The organism is Bradyrhizobium sp. NAS80.1 (genome assembly GCF_001908205.1).
Lineage (GTDB): Bacteria > Pseudomonadota > Alphaproteobacteria > Rhizobiales > Xanthobacteraceae > Bradyrhizobium.
Window position 1 is genome coordinate 1 of record NZ_LGHL01000004.1, and the last position, 21341, is coordinate 21341.

The 21341-nt window shown below is 64.2% G+C and carries 17 protein-coding genes; 12 read left to right on the top strand and 5 right to left on the bottom strand.

What is annotated here, in order from left to right; translation table 11 throughout:
• Window positions 1-100: 100 nt before the first annotated feature.
• Window positions 101-703, bottom strand: a complete 603-nt coding sequence (gene ccmA / locus AC629_RS00705) for a heme ABC exporter ATP-binding protein CcmA (RefSeq protein WP_084802869.1) — start codon at window positions 701-703, stop codon at window positions 101-103.
• 243 nt (window positions 704-946) lie between these two features.
• Here ccmA and acnA point away from each other — a divergent pair, with 243 nt between their 5' ends.
• The 3 genes from acnA (at window position 947) to AC629_RS00720 (ending at window position 5619) form a co-directional block, all read left to right on the top strand.
• Window positions 947-3667 carry an aconitate hydratase AcnA gene (acnA, locus tag AC629_RS00710; protein WP_084802870.1) on the top strand — a complete coding sequence of 907 codons (2721 nt, stop codon included), beginning with the start codon at window positions 947-949 and terminating at the stop codon, window positions 3665-3667.
• A 221-nt stretch (window positions 3668-3888) separates the two neighbouring features.
• On the top strand, window positions 3889-4665 hold the full coding sequence (locus AC629_RS00715; RefSeq protein ID WP_084802882.1) for a DUF1223 domain-containing protein: 777 nt from the start codon (window positions 3889-3891) through the stop codon (window positions 4663-4665).
• A gap of 585 nt (window positions 4666-5250) precedes the next feature.
• Window positions 5251-5619, top strand: a complete 369-nt coding sequence (locus AC629_RS00720) for a DUF2794 domain-containing protein (protein WP_074117196.1) — start codon at window positions 5251-5253, stop codon at window positions 5617-5619.
• 145 nt (window positions 5620-5764) lie between these two features.
• Here the strand turns inward: AC629_RS00720 and AC629_RS00725 are convergent, their stop codons facing one another.
• The 4 genes from AC629_RS00725 to AC629_RS00740 all read right to left on the bottom strand — a co-directional run bounded on the left by AC629_RS00725 (window position 5765) and on the right by AC629_RS00740 (window position 10953).
• Window positions 5765-6295 carry a GNAT family N-acetyltransferase gene (locus AC629_RS00725; protein ID WP_084802871.1) on the bottom strand — a complete coding sequence of 177 codons (531 nt, stop codon included), beginning with the start codon at window positions 6293-6295 and terminating at the stop codon, window positions 5765-5767.
• A gap of 303 nt (window positions 6296-6598) precedes the next feature.
• Window positions 6599-7390, bottom strand: a complete 792-nt coding sequence (locus tag AC629_RS00730) for a Bax inhibitor-1/YccA family protein (RefSeq protein ID WP_084802872.1) — start codon at window positions 7388-7390, stop codon at window positions 6599-6601.
• A 273-nt stretch (window positions 7391-7663) separates the two neighbouring features.
• Window positions 7664-10234: an ABC transporter permease gene (locus AC629_RS00735; RefSeq protein WP_084802873.1), complete on the bottom strand. Its 2571-nt coding sequence runs from the start codon at window positions 10232-10234 to the stop codon at window positions 7664-7666.
• Window positions 10231-10953 (bottom strand): ABC transporter ATP-binding protein, encoded by a 723-nt coding sequence (locus AC629_RS00740; RefSeq protein ID WP_084802874.1) that lies wholly within the window; start codon window positions 10951-10953, stop codon window positions 10231-10233. The genes AC629_RS00735 and AC629_RS00740 overlap by 4 nt, the downstream gene beginning before the upstream one ends.
• A gap of 55 nt (window positions 10954-11008) precedes the next feature.
• Here AC629_RS00740 and AC629_RS00745 point away from each other — a divergent pair, with 55 nt between their 5' ends.
• From AC629_RS00745 to AC629_RS00785, 9 genes are all read left to right on the top strand, one after another.
• Window positions 11009-11641, top strand: coding sequence for an arylesterase (locus AC629_RS00745; protein ID WP_084802883.1), 633 nt, complete (start codon window positions 11009-11011; stop codon window positions 11639-11641).
• Window positions 11642-11817: 176 nt separating this feature from the next.
• Window positions 11818-12354, top strand: a complete 537-nt coding sequence (gene thpR, locus AC629_RS00750) for an RNA 2',3'-cyclic phosphodiesterase (RefSeq protein ID WP_084802875.1) — start codon at window positions 11818-11820, stop codon at window positions 12352-12354.
• Window positions 12355-12574: 220 nt separating this feature from the next.
• Complete coding sequence (zapE, locus tag AC629_RS00755) at window positions 12575-13762, top strand: cell division protein ZapE (RefSeq protein ID WP_084802876.1); 1188 nt, start codon at window positions 12575-12577, stop codon at window positions 13760-13762.
• Window positions 13763-14029: 267 nt separating this feature from the next.
• Window positions 14030-14998 carry a malate dehydrogenase gene (mdh, locus tag AC629_RS00760; RefSeq protein WP_084802877.1) on the top strand — a complete coding sequence of 323 codons (969 nt, stop codon included), beginning with the start codon at window positions 14030-14032 and terminating at the stop codon, window positions 14996-14998.
• Between the two features lie 220 nt (window positions 14999-15218).
• On the top strand, window positions 15219-16415 hold the full coding sequence (sucC, locus tag AC629_RS00765; RefSeq protein WP_084802878.1) for an ADP-forming succinate--CoA ligase subunit beta: 1197 nt from the start codon (window positions 15219-15221) through the stop codon (window positions 16413-16415).
• Window positions 16416-16419: 4 nt separating this feature from the next.
• Window positions 16420-16899: a DUF1579 family protein gene (locus AC629_RS00770; protein WP_084802879.1), complete on the top strand. Its 480-nt coding sequence runs from the start codon at window positions 16420-16422 to the stop codon at window positions 16897-16899.
• Window positions 16900-16932: 33 nt separating this feature from the next.
• The gene (gene sucD / locus AC629_RS00775; protein ID WP_084802880.1) at window positions 16933-17817 is read left to right on the top strand and encodes a succinate--CoA ligase subunit alpha; all 885 of its coding nucleotides are present in this window, start codon (window positions 16933-16935) and stop codon (window positions 17815-17817) included.
• Between the two features lie 137 nt (window positions 17818-17954).
• Complete coding sequence (locus AC629_RS00780; RefSeq protein ID WP_084802881.1) at window positions 17955-20912, top strand: 2-oxoglutarate dehydrogenase E1 component; 2958 nt, start codon at window positions 17955-17957, stop codon at window positions 20910-20912.
• Between the two features lie 158 nt (window positions 20913-21070).
• A partial coding sequence (locus AC629_RS00785; protein ID WP_283845083.1) for a biotin/lipoyl-containing protein occupies window positions 21071-21341 on the top strand: 271 nt, incomplete at its 3' end.

Here is a 21341-nt window from a genome sequence, read left to right on the forward strand (position 1 = left end):
CGTGCCGTGCGGCACCCCCCTCCTTGACCCTCCCCCGCAAGGGGGGAGGGAACGGAGAGGGCGCTATGCAGGCGCTCGAAAAGCTGAGGGTCAGACTGCCTCATGCGGTGCCCCCGATTCGCAGTTCCCGCGATTCAATGCCGAGCGGGGCGTGGGTGGCGGCGATGATCAGGCCGCCGCGCGCCAGATGATCGCGCATCAGGCCGCCGAACATGTCCTGGCCGGCGACATCCAGCGCCGTGGTCGGCTCGTCCAGCAGCCAGACCGGGCGGCGAACGGTCAGCAGGCGGGCCAGCGACAGCCGGCGGCGCTGGCCGGCAGAAAGGAAAGCTGCGGGCAGGTGGGTGGCGTGGTCGAGGCCGACGGTTGCGAGGCTTTGGGCGGCGTCGGAGCGCTCGCCGCCAAGAAAATCAGCCCAGAATGATAGATTCTCCGCCACGCTGAGCGCCGGCTTCAGGGCGTCGCGATGGCCGAGATAGTGGCACTGCTCCGGCAGCGTCAGTTCGGCATCGCCGCCATCCAGCGCGATCTTGCCGCCGGCCGGAATGAGCAGGCCCGCGATCAGTCGCAACAGCGAGGTCTTGCCCGATCCGTTGCGGCCCACAACCGCCACCGCTTCGCCGGAGACGGCCTCGAAATCGAGCCCGGCGAACACCTCGCGGCCGCCCCGCACGCAAACGACTCCGCGTCCGGACAGCTGCATCTTGCCTCGTACCAACCCGTTCAAAGCCAGGCCTCAGGAAATCTTGGGGTAGCGCATGGGAATTTTTGGCTCGCGGATTGCTGCGGTTCGCTTGTGGCTGTGGCGGCGCGGTTAGAAAGCTTCTATAAGCCCGGAACTACTTGATGCAGCAACTCAACCTGCCCCTGCAAGCGACCCAGCCGGATTCGCTGACGGTGTTAAAATACCCCTTGCCGGGTATAACTAACAATTGGGATTTCCTACATGACCTCGCTCGACAGCTTCAAATGCAAAAAGACCCTCAAGGTCGGCGCCAAGACCTATGTCTATTACAGCCTGCCCACGGCCGAGAAGAATGGTCTGAAGGGAATTTCGAAACTTCCCTACTCGATGAAGGTCCTGCTTGAGAACCTCCTCCGCAACGAGGACGGCCGCTCGGTCAAGAAGGAGGACATCGTCGCGGTGTCCAAGTGGCTGCGCAAGAAGTCGCTGGAGCATGAGATCGCGTTCCGCCCGGCGCGCGTCTTGATGCAGGACTTCACCGGCGTGCCGGCGGTGGTCGATCTGGCCGCGATGCGCAACGCGATGCAGAAGCTCGGCGGCGATGCCGAGAAGATCAATCCGCTGGTGCCGGTCGACCTCGTCATCGACCATTCCGTGATCGTGAACTTCTTCGGCGACAACAAGGCCTTCGCCAAGAACGTCACCGAGGAATACAAGCAGAACCAGGAGCGCTATGAGTTCCTGAAGTGGGGCCAGAAGGCGTTCTCGAACTTCTCCGTCGTGCCGCCCGGCACCGGCATCTGCCACCAGGTCAATCTCGAATATCTCTCCCAGACGGTCTGGACCAAGAAGGAGAAGATGACGGTCGGCAAGAAGACCGGCACCTTCGAGGTCGCCTATCCCGACTCGCTCGTCGGAACCGACTCCCACACCACCATGGTCAACGGTCTCGCCGTGCTCGGCTGGGGCGTCGGCGGCATCGAGGCGGAAGCCTGCATGCTCGGTCAGCCGCTGTCGATGCTGCTGCCCAACGTCGTCGGCTTCAAGCTGAAGGGCGCGATGAAGGAAGGCGTCACCGCGACCGACCTCGTGCTGACCGTCACGCAGATGCTGCGCAAGCTCGGCGTGGTCGGCAAGTTCGTCGAGTTCTTCGGCCCCGGCCTCGACAATCTCTCCGTCGCCGACAAGGCGACCATCGCCAACATGGCGCCTGAATATGGCGCGACCTGCGGCTTCTTCCCGGTGGACGCGGCCGCGATCGATTATCTCAAGACCTCCGGCCGCGCTCCGGCGCGCGTCGCGCTGGTGCAGGCCTATGCGAAGGCGCAAGGGCTCTTCCGCACCGCCAAGTCGGCTGATCCGGTGTTCACCGAAACGCTGACGCTCGACCTCGCCGACGTCGTTCCCTCGATGGCCGGCCCGAAGCGCCCCGAAGGCCGCATCGCGCTGCCGTCGGTGGCCGAAGGCTTCTCGCTTGCGCTCAGCAACGAGTACAAGAAGGCCGAAGAGCCGGAGAAGCGCTTTGCCGTCGAGGGCGAGAAGTACGACCTCGGCCATGGCGACGTCGTGATCGCCGCCATCACTTCGTGCACGAATACCTCGAACCCGAGCGTGCTGATCGGCGCCGGTCTGCTGGCGCGCAACGCCGCCGCGAAGGGCCTCAAGGCCAAGCCGTGGGTGAAGACCTCGCTCGCGCCGGGCAGCCAGGTGGTCGCGGGCTATCTCGCCGATTCCGGTCTGCAGAAGGATCTCGACAAGGTCGGCTTCAACCTGGTCGGCTTCGGCTGCACCACCTGCATCGGCAATTCCGGCCCGCTGCCGGAGGAGATCTCGAAGTCGATCAACGACAACGGCATCGTCGCCGCGGCCGTGCTCTCGGGTAACCGCAACTTCGAAGGCCGCGTCTCGCCGGACGTGCAGGCGAACTATCTGGCCTCGCCGCCGCTGGTCGTCGCCCACGCGCTCGCGGGCAGCGTGACCAAGAACCTCGCGGTCGAGCCGCTTGGCGAAGGCAAGGACGGCAAGCCGGTGTACCTGAAGGACATCTGGCCGACGACGAAGGAGATCAACGCCTTCATGAAGAAGTTCGTGACCGCATCGATCTTCAAGAAGAAGTATGCCGACGTGTTCAAGGGCGACACCAACTGGCGCAAGATCAAGACGGTCGAGAGCGAGACCTATCGCTGGAACATGAGCTCGACCTATGTGCAGAACCCGCCCTATTTCGACGGCATGAAGAAGGAGCCGGAGCCGGTCACCGATATCGTCGAGGCGCGCATCCTCGCCATGTTCGGTGACAAGATCACCACCGACCACATCTCGCCGGCCGGTTCGATCAAGCTCACCTCGCCCGCGGGCAAGTATCTCAGCGAGCACCAGGTCCGTCCCGCCGACTTCAACCAGTACGGCACGCGGCGCGGCAACCATGAAGTCATGATGCGCGGCACCTTCGCCAACATCCGCATCAAGAACTTCATGCTCAAGGGCGCCGACGGCAACATTCCGGAAGGCGGTCTCACCAAGCACTGGCCCGACGGTGAGCAGATGTCGATCTACGACGCCGCGATGAAGTACCAGCAGGAGCAGGTGCCGCTGGTCGTGTTTGCCGGCGCCGAATACGGTAACGGCTCGTCGCGTGACTGGGCTGCGAAGGGCACGCGTCTGCTCGGCGTGCGCGCCGTGATCTGCCAGAGCTTCGAGCGCATCCATCGCTCGAACCTCGTCGGCATGGGCGTGCTGCCGCTGACCTTCGAGGAAGGCACCTCGTGGTCGTCGCTGGGTCTGAAGGGCGACGAGAAGGTCACGCTGCGCGGTCTCGTCGGCGACCTCAAGCCGCGTCAGAAGCTGACCGCGGAGATCGTCTCCGGCGACGGTTCGTTGCAGCGCGTTTCGCTGCTGTGCCGCATCGATACGCTGGACGAGCTCGACTACTACCGCAACGGCGGCATCCTGCACTATGTGCTGCGCAAGCTCGCGGCCTAAGCGCGGATTTGTGAACGGTGGCTCACTGCGAAGTGAGTAGAAGGTTAAACGAAGGCGGCCTATCAAATGGCCGCCTTCGCGCGTTTGCGGCATGCTTCAGATGGGCCCGCCCGGCGGAAAACTCCGCCAAGGACGGTTGGGTGTGCCGCGCCCCCGTAAGACTACGGTGACCCTCAGTCGATAAGATCTCCCCCAACGAATGACGATGTGTGACGTTCGACATGACTGGAATGATGGCTTCTAATCTGGTTTCGCGCTGGTCCGGTGCATTTTGGTCGGGAGCGCTCAGCATCTGTGCCATCGTCGCCATCATCCGTCCCGCGCATGCCGATCCCCGGGCCGTTGTCGAATTGTTTACCTCGCAGGGCTGCTCGTCCTGCCCGCCCGCCGACAAGATCATTGGCGATCTTTCCAGCGATCCTTCGATCATCGCGCTGAGCATGCCGATCGATTATTGGGACTATCTCGGCTGGAAGGACACGCTGGCGGATTCGCGCTTCTCGGCGCGGCAGAAAGCGTATTCACGCATGCGCGGCGACCGCGAGGTCTACACGCCGCAGGTCGTGGTCAACGGCTCCGCGCATGTCATCGGCAGCGATCGCGCCGGCATCGAGAATGCGATCGGAAAGACCGACAAGAGCACCGGCGTGATGAGCGTGCCGGTGACGATGTCGCTCTCGGGCAAGCAGATCAATGTCTCGGTGGCCGAGAGCAAGGAGCCGGCGGCCTCGCATGGTGAAGTCTGGATCTGCTCGATCGCCAAGTCGGTGCCGATCTCGATCGGGCGCGGCGAAAATCGCGGACAGCAGATCACCTATCACAATGTGGTGCGCAATTTGCTCAAGGTCGGCGATTGGAACGGGCGTCCGGAAAGCTGGACGGTGCCGATCGAGAACCTCACGCGCGACGGCGTGGACGGCGCGGTGGTCTATGTCCAGGACGGCAGTCGCGACAAGCCCGGCCCGATGCTGGGCGCGGCGTACACCTCGCTGCACTGATCTTTCAAAAATTCTCCTAGGCTCCGGCTCTCAACCCTCATGGTGAGGAGCGCGCTCCTGCGTGCGTCTCAAACCATGCAAGCCCGGCTGATGCAACTCGGCCTCGATCCTTCGAGACGCCTGCTTCGCAGGCTCCTCAGGATGAGGGGAGAAAGAGGTATGCGCGGTGAGGGAAAGTTCGTCGAGGCAGAAACACCCGACACAAACAAAAAAAGGACCAACTCGCGTTGGCCCTCTCCTTGCAGTGCGTACCGACCCGATCCCATCGACCCCGGGGGGCTGGGGGCTGAGGAATCCGGAACCGAAAGGACCGGGTCAACGCACGTAGGTCTTCTCGCAACGCAGGGCGGCAGTCGCTAGGCGGAAAAGAGGCGATACTATGATTCCTACTAACGATCCCGTGACGGTTCGCCGCTGATAAATACTACTTTTGCGTGTCTAGCGACGTAGATCCGATTTAATGGGTTGAGTGTGGAACCCCTTGCGGTGCGGAACGGTTGGCGCAATCATGCAATTGTCATGATCCGCGGTTCCGGGGGGCGGTCTTCGCGACTGCGATCATGCGGATGCGACAGGAGGCGTTCCATGAATCTGTCGGAGGATGCCGATCCGAGCGAGCTGCGCGCGGCGGCACGCCCCGCCGCTGCGAACGCGCAGCCGAACCGGGTGACGTTCAACCGGCTCGAACTGCACCGAATTCTCAATCTCTACGGTCGCATGGTCGCCGATGGCGAGTGGCGCGACTATGCCATCGACTTCCTGAAGGACCGGGCCGTGTTCTCGGTCTATCGCCGCGCCTCGGAAGTTCCGATCTATCGCATCGAGAAGGACCCGAGGCTCGCGCGCAAGCAGGGAATGTACAGCGTGATCTCGGCGACCGGCCTGATCCTGCGGCGCGGCCATGAACTTGAGCGCGTGCTGCTGGTGATCGACCGCAAGCTGGCGGTAGTTTAGCCCAACACCGTCATTCCGGGGCGCGACAAAGTCGCGAGCTATGATGCGCAATTGCGCATCTGAGAATCCATAACCACAGTCGGGTATGGATTCCGGGCCTGCGCCTTGCGGCGCATCCCGGAATGACGGTGGTATGAAAACAGGGCTACGTCCCCGGCACGCTCGTCCCGCCCTCGCCGAGGTCGCGCTGCATCATTACCGTGTCGAGCCAGCGGCCGAATTTCAGCCCGACATTGGGATGCGTGCCGATCATCTTGAAGCCGCACCTGGTGTGAACGCCGATCGAGCCGGCATTGGCGGAATCGCCGATGACCGCGATCATCTGGCGGAAGCCGCGCGCCTCGCATTCGGCAATCAGCCGCTCCAGCAGCAACAGGCCGACGCCGCGGCGGTGGAAGGAGGGATCGAGATAGATCGAGTTCTCGACCGTAAAGCGGTAGGCCGGCCGCGGCCGGTAGGCGCTGGCATAGGCGTAGCCAGCCACGCGGCCGTCGAGGATGGCGACGAAATAGGGATAGCCGCCGTCGATCAGCGCGCGATAGCGGCGCGTCATCTCGGCAAGGTCAGGCGGTTCCAGCTCGAACGTCGCGGTGCCCTCGCGGACGGCCTGCTGGTAGATGGCGGTGATGGCGGGAAGGTCGGCCTCTAGGGTGGGCCTGATATCAGATGCGGACATGGGGGGAAGATTAGAGCCTTCCCGCGGTCGCCGGAAGGGGGCCGCGGCGTTGCCACATCGTCATGTGCCGAATGATGCCGTCGCCTCCATCTTCTCCGCTGTCATGCCCCGCGCAGGCGGGGCATCCAGTACGCCGCGGCGTCTCGGCCGATCACGACTGCCTCTGGCATACTGGATCGCCCGCCCCAGTGCGCAAGTGCGCACAAGGCGGGCAATGACAGCGGAAGCTGTGGCATGCCCCAAGCCAAACAAAAACCCCGGCCTTTCGGTCGGGGTTCGTGTCCGTTCTCTCAGGTCTATCGCTTAGTCGCGCTGGCCGAGGAGCTGCAGCAGCAGCGTGAACAGGTTGATGAAGTTCAGGTACAGCGACAGCGCACCGCTGATCGCCGCACGCTCCGCGATCTCGCCGCCGGCCGAAGCGTAGCCGTAGATGTAGTCGTTCTTCAGCCGCTGCGTATCCCAGGCGGTGAGGCCCGCGAACACCAGCACGCCGACCACCGACACGATGAACTGCAGCGCCGAGCTGGCCAGGAACAGGTTCACCAGGCTCGCGATGATGATGCCGATCAGGCCCATGAACAGGAACGAGCCCATTCCGGTCATGTCACGCTTGGTGGTGTAGCCGTAGAGGCTGAGCGCACCGAAGGTGGCCGCGGTGATGAAGAACACCCGCACGATCGAGGTGTGCGTGAACACCAGGAAGATCGACGACAGCGAGATGCCCATCAGCGCCGAGAACACCCAGAACAGGATCTGGGCGGTCGAGGGGGCGAGACGGTTGATGCCTGCGGAGATCACGAACACCATCGCGAGCGGCGCCAGCATGAACAGCCATTTCAGGGGGCTCACGAACATCGCGTAGCCGAACGGCGTCAGGAACAGCTTGCCGACGCGGACGGCGTCCGCGGTCGGAGCGTCCGTCACGGCGGCCATGTAGACGCCGAGCGCGGCCAGGCCGGTGATGGCGAGGCCGATGCTCATGTAGTTGTAGATGCGCAGCATGTAGGCGCGCAGGCCGGCGTCGACCGTCGCGGCGTCAACACGCCCGGCGGCCCTGCCGAAAGGAGAAGCGTAGTTACGGTCTAGGTCCGACATGGTCGAATTCCCGTTGGTTGGTCCGGTCCGGCATGAGGGTCGCCATGCCGCCGGTTCGTCAAATTCTATCTCGGATACCGATGTCTGCCGACATTAATTTTGGCTAACAATCGGGGCTCCGAACCCATTCGATATGTGGGAAACTAACACATTTGCCGCAACCGTCCACGCGCGGCCGAATGTCGCCCTCGGCCCACAATCCTGACGGGTATACGTGGTTAACCGCAGGAATCGTGCGATTCCGAGACCCGGGCAGCCACCCGCTACACTTTGTCACAAATTCCGCAACACCGTGGCGGGCTTTTTGTTCAACGCCAGCAGCGTCCCGGCGAGCCCCAGCCCAACGGTGACGATGAGGGCGGCCGCGACCACGCCGGCCGCGCTGCCGGCCTGCCAGACGAAGCTCAGCGTCATCAGCCGCGTCACGATCATCCAGGCCGCGATGCTGCCGGCGATCACGCCGAACACCGCGGTGGCAAGGCCGATCAGGAGGTATTCGAGGGCATAGGCGCCGAGCAGCCGCAGTCGCGTCGCGCCCAGGGTCTTCAGGATCACCGCGTCGTAGACCCGGTGGCGGTGGCCGGCGGCGAGTGCGCCGCCCAGCACCAGGATCGCCGAGATCAGGGTCACGGCGCTGGCGCCGCGGATCGCCAGGGCAAGATTGGTCACGACGGAGCCGACGGTCTCCATCACCTCGCGCACGCGCACGCTCGTCACCATGGGATAGGCATCTGCCACCTGCTTGATGATCTGGCCGTCGCCTGCCGCATCGCCGCCGGCTTCCGTCAGCGTCGCGATATGGGTGTGCGGCGCTCCCTTGAAGGCGTTCGGCGAGAACACGAGGACGAAATTGATGCCCATCCCCTGCCAGTCGATGTTGCGCAGATTGCTGATCTTCGCTGGAATATCGCGGCCGAGCACGTTGACCACGACCTCGTCGCCGACCTTGAGGCCGAGCCCGTCAGCGATCTTCTTCTCCATCGAGACCAGCGGGGGGCCGGAATAATCGCCGCTCCACCACTCGCCCTTGACGACCTTGGAGCCTTTCGGCAACTCGCCGGTATAGGTCAGGCCGCGGTCGCTCTGCAGCACCCATTCGGAATCGGTGGTCGGCTTGAGATCCTCGGCGCGGACGCCGCGCGCGGCGACGATGCGGCCGCGCAGCATCGGCACGTCCTCGACCTTCGCGCCGGGGGCGATCTGGCGCAGATAACCATCGAACTGCTCGGCCTGCGTGCTCGGGATGTCAATGAAGAAGAACGACGGAGCCCGATCCGGCAATGCGGCCAGGAACTGCCGGCGCAGATTGCCGTCGATCTGGGTGATGGTGACGAGCACGGCGAGCCCGAGCCCCAGTGACAGCACGACCGAGGGCGTCAGCGCGCCCGGCCGGTGGATGTTGGCGATCGCAAGCCGCAGCATCGGCAGCCGCGTCCGGGGCAGCCGCCGCGCGATTGTCATCAGCAGGGCGGCGATGCCGCGCAGCAGGGCGAAGACGACGACGGAGGAGGCCACGAACACCGCGGCGATGCGCTTGTCGAAGGACAGGCCGATCACGACCGCGATGAGCAGCGCGATCACGACGCCCATGAATACGAGATAGCTCCAGCGCGGCCGGTGCCATTCCGAGCTGATAATGTCGCGGAACAGCGCCGCCACCGGCACGTCGTGCACGCGGCCGAGCGGCCACAGGCCGAAGGCGAGCGCGGTCAGAAGGCCATAGAGGAAGGACAGCGCGAGCTCGTCGGCATGCACGGCCGAAATCACCGGCAGCGGCAGCAGCTTGCCGAACAGGCCGACAATGGCGAAAGGCATCGCGGCGCCGAGCGCAAGGCCGATCACCGAGCCGATCGCGGCCAGCAGGATGACTTGCGCCAGATAGATGCCGAACACATCGCGGCCGGTGGCGCCGACGGCCTTGAACGCCGCGATCACCTCGAGCCGGCGGTCGATATGGCTCTTCACGGCATTGGCGACGCCGACGCCGCCGACCAGCAGCGCGGCGAGGCCGACCAGCGTCAAAAACTGCGTGAAGCGGCTGATGTTGCGCTCGAGCTGCGGCGAGGCATTGGAGCGGCTGCGGATCTCCCAGCCGGCCTGCGGCGCGGCGTTGCGCGCATCCGCGATGAAGGCTTCGGTGGCGCGCTCGTTGTTGGCGGCATCAGGCAGCTTCAGCCGGTAGACCCAGCGCACCAGGCTGCCGGGCTGGATCAGGCCGGTGGCGCGCAGGCCTGCTTCGCTGATCAGGAAGCGCGGCCCGAAACCGATACCGCCGGCGAGCTTGTCGGGCTCGGCTTCGACCGTGCTTCGGATCTGGAAGGTTGCGCTCCCGATGGTGACGCGGTCGCCGGTCTTGAGAGAGAGACGCGCCAGCAGCGTCGGATCGGCGGCCGCGCCGAAGGCGCCGTCGCGCATCGCGAGCAGATCGGACATCGGCAGCGGCGGCGCCAGCGTTAGCTGGCCGAGCATCGGATAGGTGTCGTCGACCGCCTTCATCTCGACCAGCGCGAGCTTGCCTTCGGCCGAGCGCGCCATGCCGCGCAGGGTCGCGGCGGTCGAGACCGTGCCGCGCGAGCGCAGGAAGGCGACTTCCTCTCGCTTGGCCTCGCGCTGGAACAACACGAAGGATACATCGCCGCCGAGCAGCGTGCGGCCTTCGCGGGCGAGACCGTCGCTGAGGCTCGCCGAGACCGAGCCGACGCCGGCGATCGCCATCACGCCGAGCGCGATGCAGGCGATGAAGACGTAGAAGCCGCGCAGGCCTCCGCGCAATTCGCGCAGCGCGTAGCGCAGTGACAACGCGACGGCGCTGGGCTTTGTGAACGGTTGGGCCGCGACGCTCATGCCGGCGCAGACTGCGTGTCGATGCGGCCCGAGCGCAGGCGGATGACGCGATCGCAGCGATGCGCGAGCGAGGAATCGTGCGTCACCAGCACCAGCGTCATGCCGCGCTCGGCATGCTTGCCGAACAGGAGGTCGACGATCTGTTTTCCGGTCGCCTCGTCGAGATTGCCGGTCGGCTCGTCGGCGACGAGGATGGCGGGATCGGGCGCCAGCGCGCGCGCAAGCGCAACGCGCTGCTGCTCGCCGCCGGAAAGCTGCGTCGGATAATGATGCAGGCGGTCACCGAGTCCGACCGATTGCAGCTCCTGCGCCGCGCGCTTCGCAGCGTCGGGATTGCCGGCGAGCTCGAGCGGCACGGCGACGTTCTCCAGCGCCGTCATCGTCGGAATCAAATGGAAGGACTGGAAGACGATGCCGACCTGGCGGCCGCGGAAGCGGGCGAGCGCATCCTCGTCGAGGGCATTGAAAGGCGTGCCATTGACCACCACCTCTCCACTATCAGGACGTTCCAACCCCGCCATCACCATCAGCAGCGTGGATTTGCCCGAGCCTGACGGGCCAATCAGGCCGATCGTCTCGCCCGAGGCGACCCGCAGGCTGATATCCTTGAGGATGTGAACGCGTGCCGCGCCTGTACCCAATGAGAGATTGACGTTGGAGATGGCGATGGTGTCCGCGGCGGTGCCGGCGAGCGAAGAGGATTCGATGCGACTGTCCATGGTCCGGTCATATGGCAACTCCGATAGCGCGGTCGAGAGGCGTTACGGATTGTTCATGCACATAGCCATGTTGATGTTCGCTTTGATGACGGTCGTGAATTCGGCGTGGGCCGAGGGGCAGCCGGTCAAGCTCGTCGTTCTCGGCGATTCCCTGAGTGCCGGCCTCGGCCTCCCGGCCCAGGAGGCATTCCCGGCAAAGCTCCAAAAAGCCTTGCAGGCCAAAGGCATAGCGATCGACATGACCAATGCCGGGGTGTCCGGGGACACTTCGTCGGGCGGCCGCGACCGGCTCGATTGGTCGGTGCCGGATGGAACCGACGGCGTCATCGTCGAGCTTGGCGCCAACGATGCGTTGCGCGGCATCGATCCCGACCTGACGCGCGCTGCGCTGAGCGACATCGTCCAGCGTCTCAAGGCGCGCAAGATCCCGGTGATGCTGTGCGGCATGCTGTCGCCGCCGAATTACGGGGCCGATTATGCGGCGCGCTTCAATTCGATTTATCCGGATCTGGCGAAAAAATTCGACGTGCCGCTCTATCCGTTCTTCCTCGACGGTGTCGCAGCTGACGCCAAGCTCAACCAGGCCGACGGCATTCATCCGACCGCGGCCGGCGTTGACATCATTGTTGGCAAGATCGTGCCTGCGGTGGAGGCATTCATTGGCACGATAAGCGAGCAACGACGTTGAAAAGCGGGCAGTACTCACCGTAATTCCCAGGGTTTTCCCGGGGTGATGCGCGCAGTGCTTCGCAGAGTCACACAACTGCGATAGGAATCAGGGTACCGGTGATTCGTCGCCGGCTCTAATTTGGATGTGGTCCTTGCTTCTCAAGGGCTGCGCCCAAGCATCGGGAGTGCTGAACGATGCCACGTTTGTTCACTGGTCTGGAAATTCCGGCCGAAATCGGCCAGTCGCTTTCCAACTTGAGGGGTGGCCTTCCCGGCGCCCGGTGGATCGATCCCGAAAACTATCATGTCACTCTGCGCTTCATCGGCGATATCGACGGCATGTACGCCAACGAGATCGCCTCGATGCTGTTTCGCGTCGACCGCAAGCCGTTCGAGGTGAAGGTGCAGGGGCTGACGAGCTTCGGCGGCCGCAAGCCGCGCGCGGTGGTCGCGACGATCGCGCCGAGCAAGCCGCTGATGGAATTGCAGGCCGAGCTCGAACGTATGATGCAGCGGATCGGCCTCGATCCTGAAGGCCGCAAGTACATCCCGCATGTCACTCTGGCCCGTTTGCACGACGCCTCCGACCGCGACGTCGCCGACTATCTCTCGCTGCGCGGCTATTTCCCCAGCAAGGCGTTCGTGGCGGAGCGCTTCGTGCTGTTCTCGTCGCGCGCCTCCACCGGCGGTGGGCCCTATGTGGTCGAGGACGCCTACGAGCTGTGTGCGTAGCTCTTCACCTCGCCCCGCTTGCGGGGAGAGGTCGAAATTCAAGCGCAGCTTGAATTTCGGGTGAGGGGGACTTTCGGCGAGTCCTTCTCTCACCGTCTTTTGCGGAGACAGCCCCTCACCCCACCCTCTCCCCGTAAGAACGGGGCGAGGGAGAAAAGCGCATACCCCGTCCACCAATTCACGGCTTGCATTTTCCGCCCGTCTCTGGCGGTAAAGAGCCATGTTCTCGACCCCCATTTCCTCATTCGACGAGGCGTATCAGGCCGAGATCGCCTCTGGCGCGATCGAGCCCGATGCTGCGCAAGCCGAAATCGCCGAAGCCTATGCAGCGCTGGACCTGCGGCTTGCGAATTACAACCCGCAGCGCAAGCCGGGCCTGCTCAGCCGCCTGTTCAACGGCGGCAACAAGGACGATGCGCCGCACGGGCTCTACGTCCATGGCGAGGTCGGCCGCGGCAAGACCATGCTGATGGACCTGTTCTTCCAGCACTCCTCCGTCGAGTACAAACGCCGTGCGCATTTCCACGAGTTCATGGCCGAGGCGCATGAGCGCATCTACGACTACCGGCAGAGCATCGCGCGCGGCGAGATCGCCGATGGCGACGTCATCGCGCTGACGGCGAATGCGATCTTCGCGGAGAGCTGGCTGCTCTGTTTCGACGAATTCCACGTCACCGACATCGCGGATGCGATGATCCTCGGCCGCCTGTTCGCGAAGCTGTTCGAACTCGGCACTGTGGTAGTCGCGACCTCCAACGTCGCGCCCGACGATCTCTACAAGGGCGGCTTGAACCGCGCGCTGTTCCTGCCCTTCATCAAGCAGATCACCGACCACATGGACGTGCTTCGGCTCGACGCGCGCACCGATTTCCGGCTGGAGAAACTCCAGGGCGTGCCGATGTGGCTGACGCCGGCGGACGGCGATGCGGACGCAGCGCTCGACCGCGCCTGGTCGAAGCTGACCGGGCACGCCAAATGCAAGTCGCACGATATTCTGATCAAGGGCCGCACCCTGCACGTGCCGTGCTCGGCCCATGGCGTGGCGCGGTTTTCGTTCGCCGATCTCTGCGAGAAGCCGCTCGGGGCATCCGACTACCTCAGGCTCGCGCACGATTATCACACCATTCTGGTCGACCATATTCCAGTGATGGACTTCTCCCAGCGCAACGCCGCCAAGCGTTTCATCACGCTGATCGATACGCTCTATGACAACGCCGTGAAGCTGATGGCCTCGGCCGATGCCAACCCGATCTCGCTGTACATCGCCGACGAGGGCAACGAGGCCAACGAGTTCAAGCGGACCGCCTCGCGCCTGATCGAAATGAGCTCGGAATCCTATCTGGCGCTGCCCCACGGCCGCAAGGATTCCACCGCCAGCGGCTCCACCAAGGGGCTGGTGGAGACTTGAGTCCTATTTCACGATCTTCGCCGGCGTCATTCCGGGGCGTCGCGAAGCGACGAGCCCGGAATCCTTTCATCGGCGCGCTCTGTTGCCTGATGGATTCCGGGCTCGCCCGCGCAATGGCGCGGACGCCCCGGAATGACAGCTCTGCGTGGCTGGCCGGAAACTCGGCGAGCCCGACAATTGGGCATCCACCGACTTGAACGGGGGAAGCGAAAGGGATAACCACCCTCTCAGTTTTCCCCTCCTTACGTGTCTAAAGGACAGGTTCACATGGCGCGCGACAAGATTGCTTTGATTGGCTCCGGTCAGATCGGCGGAACGTTGGCTCATCTCATCGGCCTGAAAGAACTGGGCGACGTGGTGATGTTCGACATCGCCGAGGGCGTGCCGCAGGGCAAGGCGCTCGATATCGCACAGTCCTCGCCGGTCGACGGCTTTGACGCGAACTACACCGGCGCCAATTCCTACGAGGCGCTCGACAACGCCAAGGTCTGCATCGTCACCGCCGGCGTGCCGCGCAAGCCCGGCATGAGCCGCGACGATCTCCTCTCCATCAACCTCAAGGTCATGGAGCAGGTCGGTGCCGGCATCAAGAAGTACGCTCCCGACGCCTTCGTCATCTGCATCACCAACCCGCTCGACGCGATGGTGTGGGCGCTCCAGAAGGCCTCGGGCCTGCCGCACAAGAAGGTCGTCGGCATGGCCGGTGTGCTGGATTCGGCGCGCTTCCGCTACTTCCTGGCCGACGAGTTCAACGTCTCGGTCGAAGACGTCACCGCCTTCGTGCTCGGCGGCCATGGCGACACCATGGTGCCGCTGGTGAAGTACTCCACCGTCGCCGGCATTCCGCTGCCCGACCTCGTCAAGATGGGCTGGACTTCGCAGGCGCGTCTCGACGAGATCGTCGACCGCACCCGTAACGGCGGCGCCGAGATCGTCAACCTGCTCAAGACCGGCTCGGCCTTCTACGCGCCTGCCGCCTCCGCGATCGCGATGGCCGAGAGCTATCTGCGCGACAAGAAGCGCGTGCTGCCCAGCGCCGCCTATCTCAACGGCGAATACGGCGTGAAGGACATGTATGTCGGCGTGCCCGTCGTGATCGGCTCCAAGGGTGTCGAGCGCGTCGTCGAGATCGAGCTCGCCGGCAAGGACCGCGAGGCCTTCGACAAGTCGGTCGGCGCGGTGCAGGGCCTGGTAGACGCCTGCAAGAAGATCGCGCCCGATCTTCTCGGCCGCTAAGCGCGACAATCCCCGCCGAAGATCGAAAACCCGGTCTTCGGCGGTTTCATTTCCGGGCCCCGGCTGACCGGGCGGGTTCCGGGCAAGTCCAGTGATCTCGCAGTCCAGAGATCTCGATGTCATAGAATCCGGGTTGCAGTTCCTGTGGTATATGGTATGCCAGACGCAGGACTGAGGTGGGCCCTTGGGGTCACCGCCCGCGGGTTCAGGGAGCGACCATATGAATATCCATGAGTACCAGGCCAAAGCGCTGCTGAACGAGTTCGGCGTGCCGATCTCCAAGGGCGTGCCCGTCCTGAAGCCGGCCGACGCGGAAGCCGCCGCCAAGGCGCTCCCGGGCCCGGTCTGGGTGGTGAAGAGCCAGATCCATGCGGGCGGTCGCGGCAAGGGCAAGTTCAAGGAAGCTTCCGCCGGCAACAAGGGTGGCGTCCGTATCGCCAAGTCGGCCGCAGAGGTTTCCGAATTCGCCAAGCAGATGCTCGGTGCGACCCTCGTGACCGTGCAGACCGGCCCGGCCGGCAAGCAGGTCAACCGCCTCTACATCGAGGACGGCTCCGACATCGACAAGGAGTTCTATCTCTCGATCCTGGTCGACCGCGAGACCTCGCGCGTCTCCTTCGTCGTCTCGACCGAGGGCGGCGTCAACATCGAGGACGTCGCGCACAACACGCCCGAGAAGATCGTCACCTTCTCGGTCGATCCCGCGACCGGCATCATGGGCCATCACGGCCGCACCGTCGCCAACGCGCTGAAGCTCTCCGGTGATCTCGCCAAGCAGGCCGAGAAGCTCACCGCACAGCTCTACGCAGCGTTCGTCGCCAAGGACATGTCGATGCTGGAGATCAACCCGCTGGTCGTGACCAAGCAGGGTCAGCTCCGCGTGCTCGACGCAAAGGTGTCGTTCGACGACAACGCGCTGTTCCGTCACCCCGAGGTGCTCGCGCTGCGCGACGAGACCGAGGAAGACGCCAAGGAAATCGAAGCGTCGAAATACGACCTCAACTACGTCACGCTCGACGGCAACATCGGCTGCATGGTCAACGGCGCGGGCCTTGCCATGGCGACGATGGACATCATCAAGCTCTACGGCATGGCGCCGGCGAACTTCCTCGACGTCGGCGGCAGCGCCAGCAAGGAGAAGGTCGCGGCCGCGTTCAAGATCATCACCGCGGATCCCAACGTGAAGGGCATCCTGGTCAACATATTCGGTGGTATCATGAAGTGCGACGTGATCGCCGAGGGCGTCACGGCCGCCGTGCGCGAGGTCGGCCTCAGCGTGCCGCTGGTGGTTCGCCTCGAAGGCACCAATGTCGAACTGGGCAAGAAGATCATCCGTGAATCCGGCCTGAACGTGGTGCCGGCCGACAATCTCGACGACGCCGCGCAGAAGATCGTGAAGGCCGTCAAGGGAGGCTGAGGCCATGACCCAAGACCATCTCGCTGCATCATCCCCGCTTGCAGAGCACGCGCGTCTCGCCGCGTTCGCCGGCGAGTGGAATGGCGAAGAGGTGGTCTTCCCGTCGCGCTGGACCGAGGGCGGGCCGGCCACCTCGCGCACCGTCGCGCGCATGGATCTGAACGGATTCTATCTGATCCAGGACAGCGTCCAGATGCGCGACGGCAAGCAGATCTTCGCCACCCACGGCATCTTCACCTACGACCGCGACGACCGGACCTACAAATTGTTCTGGTACGACTCGCTCGGTTACACGCCGCCCTCGCCCGCCTCCGGCGGGTGGGTCGGCAACACCCTGACGCTGGTGCGCGGCTCGCTCCGCGGCAATGCGCGCCACGTCTACGAGATCATCGACGACAACTCCTACTCGTTGAAGATCCAGTTCTCGCCGGACGCGGAAGGCTGGGCCGATGTGCTCACCGGCGTCTATCGCCGCATCCACTGACCTCTCACTAGTTAGTTCGCGAAAGCAGACCTCATGTCCATCCTGATCGACAAGAACACCAAGGTCATCTGCCAGGGTTTTACCGGCAAGAATGGCACCTTCCACTCGGAGGCCGCAATCGCCTACGGCACCAAGATGGTCGGCGGCACCTCGCCGGGCAAAGGCGGTTCGACGCATCTGGGCCTGCCGGTGTTCGGCACCGTGCGCGATGCGCGTGAGAAGACCGGCGCCGATGCGTCCGTGATTTACGTGCCGCCCCCGGGCGCCGCCGACGCCATCTGCGAAGCCATCGATGCCGAGATCCCGCTGATCGTCTGCATCACCGAAGGCATCCCGGTCATCGACATGGTGCGCGTGAAGCGCTCGCTGATCGGCTCCAAGTCGCGCCTGATCGGGCCGAACTGCCCGGGCGTCATGACCGCCGGCGAATGCAAGATCGGCATCATGCCCGCCAACATCTTCAAGACCGGCAGCGTCGGCATCGTCTCCCGCTCCGGCACGCTGACCTATGAAGCGGTGTTCCAGACCTCCCAGGAAGGCCTCGGCCAGACTACCGCGGTCGGCATCGGCGGCGACCCGGTCAAGGGCACCGAGTTCATCGACGTGCTGGAAATGCTCCTGGCAGACCCCAAGACCGAATCGATCATCATGATCGGCGAGATCGGCGGTTCCGCCGAGGAGGACGCCGCCCAGTTCCTCAAGGACGAGGCCAAGCGCGGCCGCAAGAAGCCGATGGTCGGCTTCATCGCCGGTGTTACCGCGCCTCCCGGCCGCCGTATGGGCCATGCCGGTGCAATCATCTCCGGCGGCAAGGGCGACGCTGGTTCCAAGACCGAAGCTATGAAATCGGCCGGAATCACCGTGTCTCCGTCGCCCGCCCGCCTCGGCCATACGCTTGCCGAAAAGTTGAAAGGCTAATTCACTCCTTCGTGCTTTTCCGGGCGAAGTTTCGCAGCAAATAGGATAAACGGTGCCTGTCGCGTCGGGCCTCTGCCGGGGAGCCCGACGCCAGCGCCGTTTGTTATGCGCGAACCGAAATCGCCAGGAACTCAAGTATGTCTCGCCAGGACGCGAACGCAGCCTTTGCCCTCTCATCCTTTCTGCAGGGCACCAACGCCACCTACATCGACGAAATCTACGCCCGTTACGAGAAGGACCCGTCCTCGGTCGACGCCGAGTGGCGGGAGTTCTTCAAGAGCCTCAACGACCAGCCCACTGACGTCCGCAAGAACGCCGAAGGCCCGTCCTGGGAGCGCGCCAATTGGCCGCTGACGCCGCAGGACGACCTGACCTCTGCGCTCGACGGCAATTGGGTTGAAGTCGAGAAGGCGGTCGGCAGCAAGATCGCCGCCAAGGCGCAGGCGAAGGGTGCGGACCTCTCCTCCGCCGACGTGCTCCAGGCGACGCGCGACTCCGTCCGCGCCCTGATGCTGATCCGCTCCTACCGCATGCGCGGTCACTTCCACGCCAAGCTCGATCCGCTCGGCATCGAAGCGCAGCGTAACCGCGAAGAGCTCGACCCGCGCACCTACGGCTTCACCGATGCCGATTTCGACCGCAAGATCTTCCTCGATCACGTGCTCGGCCTCGAATACGGCACGCTGCGCGAGATCACCGCGATCTGCGAGCGCACCTACTGCCAGACGCTCGGCGTCGAGTTCATGCATATCAGCAATGCTGCGCAGAAGGCCTGGATCCAGGAGCGCATCGAGGGGCCGGACAAGGAGATCTCGTTCACCCGCGAAGGCCGTCGCGCGATCCTGACCAAGCTGGTCGAAGCCGAAGGCTTCGAGAAGTTCTGCGACACCAAGTTCACCGGCACCAAGCGCTTCGGTCTCGACGGCGGTGAAGCGCTGATCCCGGCGCTCGAGCAGATCATCAAGCGCGGCGGCAATCTCGGCGTGAAGGAGATCGTGTTCGGCATGCCGCATCGCGGCCGCCTCAACGTGCTGACGCAGGTGATGGGCAAGGCCCATCGCGCGCTGTTCCACGAGTTCAAGGGCGGCTCGGCCAATCCCGACGCAGTCGAGGGATCGGGCGACGTCAAGTATCACCTCGGCGCCTCCTCGGACCGTGAGTTCGACGGCAACAACATCCATCTGTCGCTGACCGCCAACCCTTCGCATCTCGAGATCGTCGATCCCGTGGTGCTCGGCAAGGTCCGCGCCAAGCAGGACCAGCACGGTGATCCGCCGGATATGCGCATCTCGGTGATGCCGCTGCTGATGCATGGCGACGCCGCGTTCGCCGGCCAGGGCGTGGTCGCCGAATGCTTCGGCCTGTCCGACCTGAAGGGCTACCGCACCGGCGGCTCCGTCCATTTCATCGTCAACAACCAGATCGGCTTCACCACCTATCCGCGCTATTCCCGCTCTTCGCCGTACCCGTCGGACGTCGCGAAGATGATCGACGCGCCGATCTTTCACGTGAACGGCGACGATCCGGAAGCCGTGGTGTTCGCGGCCAAGGTCGCGATCGAGTTCCGGCAGAAGTTCCACAAGCCCGTCGTCATCGACATGTGGTGCTATCGCCGCTACGGCCACAATGAGGGCGACGAGCCGGCCTTCACCCAGCCGGTGATGTATAAGCGGATCGCGGCTCACCCCTCGACACTCACGCTCTACTCCAAGCGCCTGATCGCCGAGGGCGTGGTTACCGAGGGTGAGGTCGACAAGCTGAAGGCCGACTGGCGCGCGCGTCTCGACGCCGAGTTCGAGGCCGGCGCCTCCTACAAGCCGAACAAGGCCGACTGGCTTGACGGCAAGTGGTCCGGCTTCAAGATCGACGACCAGGAAGAGGACGCGCGCCGCGGCGTCACCGGCGTTGATATTTCAATCCTCAAGGACATCGGCCGCAAGATCACCAAGGTGCCGGACGGCTTCCGCGTCCACCGCACCATCCAGCGCTTCCTCGAGAACCGCTCGAAGGCGATCGACAACGGCGTGGGGATCGACTGGGCGACCGGTGAGGCGCTGGCGTTCTGCACGCTGCTCAACGAAAACCACCACGTCCGCCTGTCCGGACAGGATTCGGAGCGCGGCACGTTCTCGCAGCGTCACTCGGTCCTGATCGACCAGGAGGACGAGAGCCGCTACACGCCGTTCAACCATCTCGGCCGCGAGCAGGGCCATTACGAGGTCATCAACTCGCTGCTGTCGGAAGAAGCCGTGCTCGGCTTCGAATACGGCTATTCGCTCGCCGAGCCGAACACGCTGACGCTGTGGGAAGCCCAGTTCGGCGACTTCGCCAACGGCGCGCAGGTCGTGTTCGACCAGTTCATCTCGTCGGGCGAGCGCAAATGGCTGCGCATGTCCGGCCTCGTCTGCCTCTTGCCGCACGGCTATGAGGGCCAGGGACCGGAGCACTCCTCGGCGCGTCTCGAGCGTTACCTGCAGATGTGCGCCGAAGACAACATGCAGGTGGTCTATCCGACTACGCCGGCGAACTACTTCCACGTGCTGCGGCGCCAGCTCCACCGCGAGATCCGCAAGCCGCTGATCATGATGACGCCGAAGTCGCTGCTGCGCCACAAGCGTGCAGTGTCGCGGCTGGAGGAGCTCGCCAAGGGAACGACCTTCCACCGTATCCTGTATGATGACGCCCAGATGCAGCCCAGCGAGGCGCTCAAGCTCGTTCCGGACGAGAAGATCCGCCGCGTCGTGCTCTGCTCCGGCAAGGTCTATTACGACCTCTACGAGGAGCGTGAGAAGCGCGGCATCGACGACATCTATCTGATGCGCGTCGAGCAGCTCTATCCGGTGCCTCTGAAGGCGCTGGTGGCCGAGCTGTCCCGCTTCAAGAAGGCCGAAGTGGTGTGGTGTCAGGAAGAGCCGCGCAACATGGGTGCGTGGCACTTCATCGAGCCCTATCTGGAATGGGTGCTCAACCAGGTGCACGGTGTGAGCAAGCGTCCGCGTTATGTCGGCCGCGCCGCTTCCGCCGCGACCGCCACGGGTCTGATGTCGAAGCATCAGGCGCAGCTGAAGGCGTTCCTGGACGAAGCACTGAGCTGAACTTTTTGAACTGCTCATGCCCCGCCAAAGGCGGGGCATCCAGTAAGTCGTGACGTCCTCGTGAACGCGAACGTCCCGGCTTGCTGGATGGCCTGCTTTTTGCGGGCGATGACATCGGAATTCATGACCGCACTGGCGATCTCCTTAAGGAAAAGACCATGACTGAAATTCGTGTGCCGACGCTCGGCGAATCCGTCACCGAGGCCACCATCGGCCGCTGGTTCAAGAAGGCCGGCGACCCCGTCGCCGTCGACGAGCCCTTGGTGGAGCTCGAGACCGACAAGGTCACCATCGAAGTCCCGGCGCCCTCCGCCGGCACGCTGAGCGAGATCATCGCCGCCGATGGCGCGACGGTTGCGGTCGGCGCACTGCTCGGCCAGATCACCGATGGTGCCGGCGCCGCCAAGCCGGCCGCTGCGTCCGCCAAGC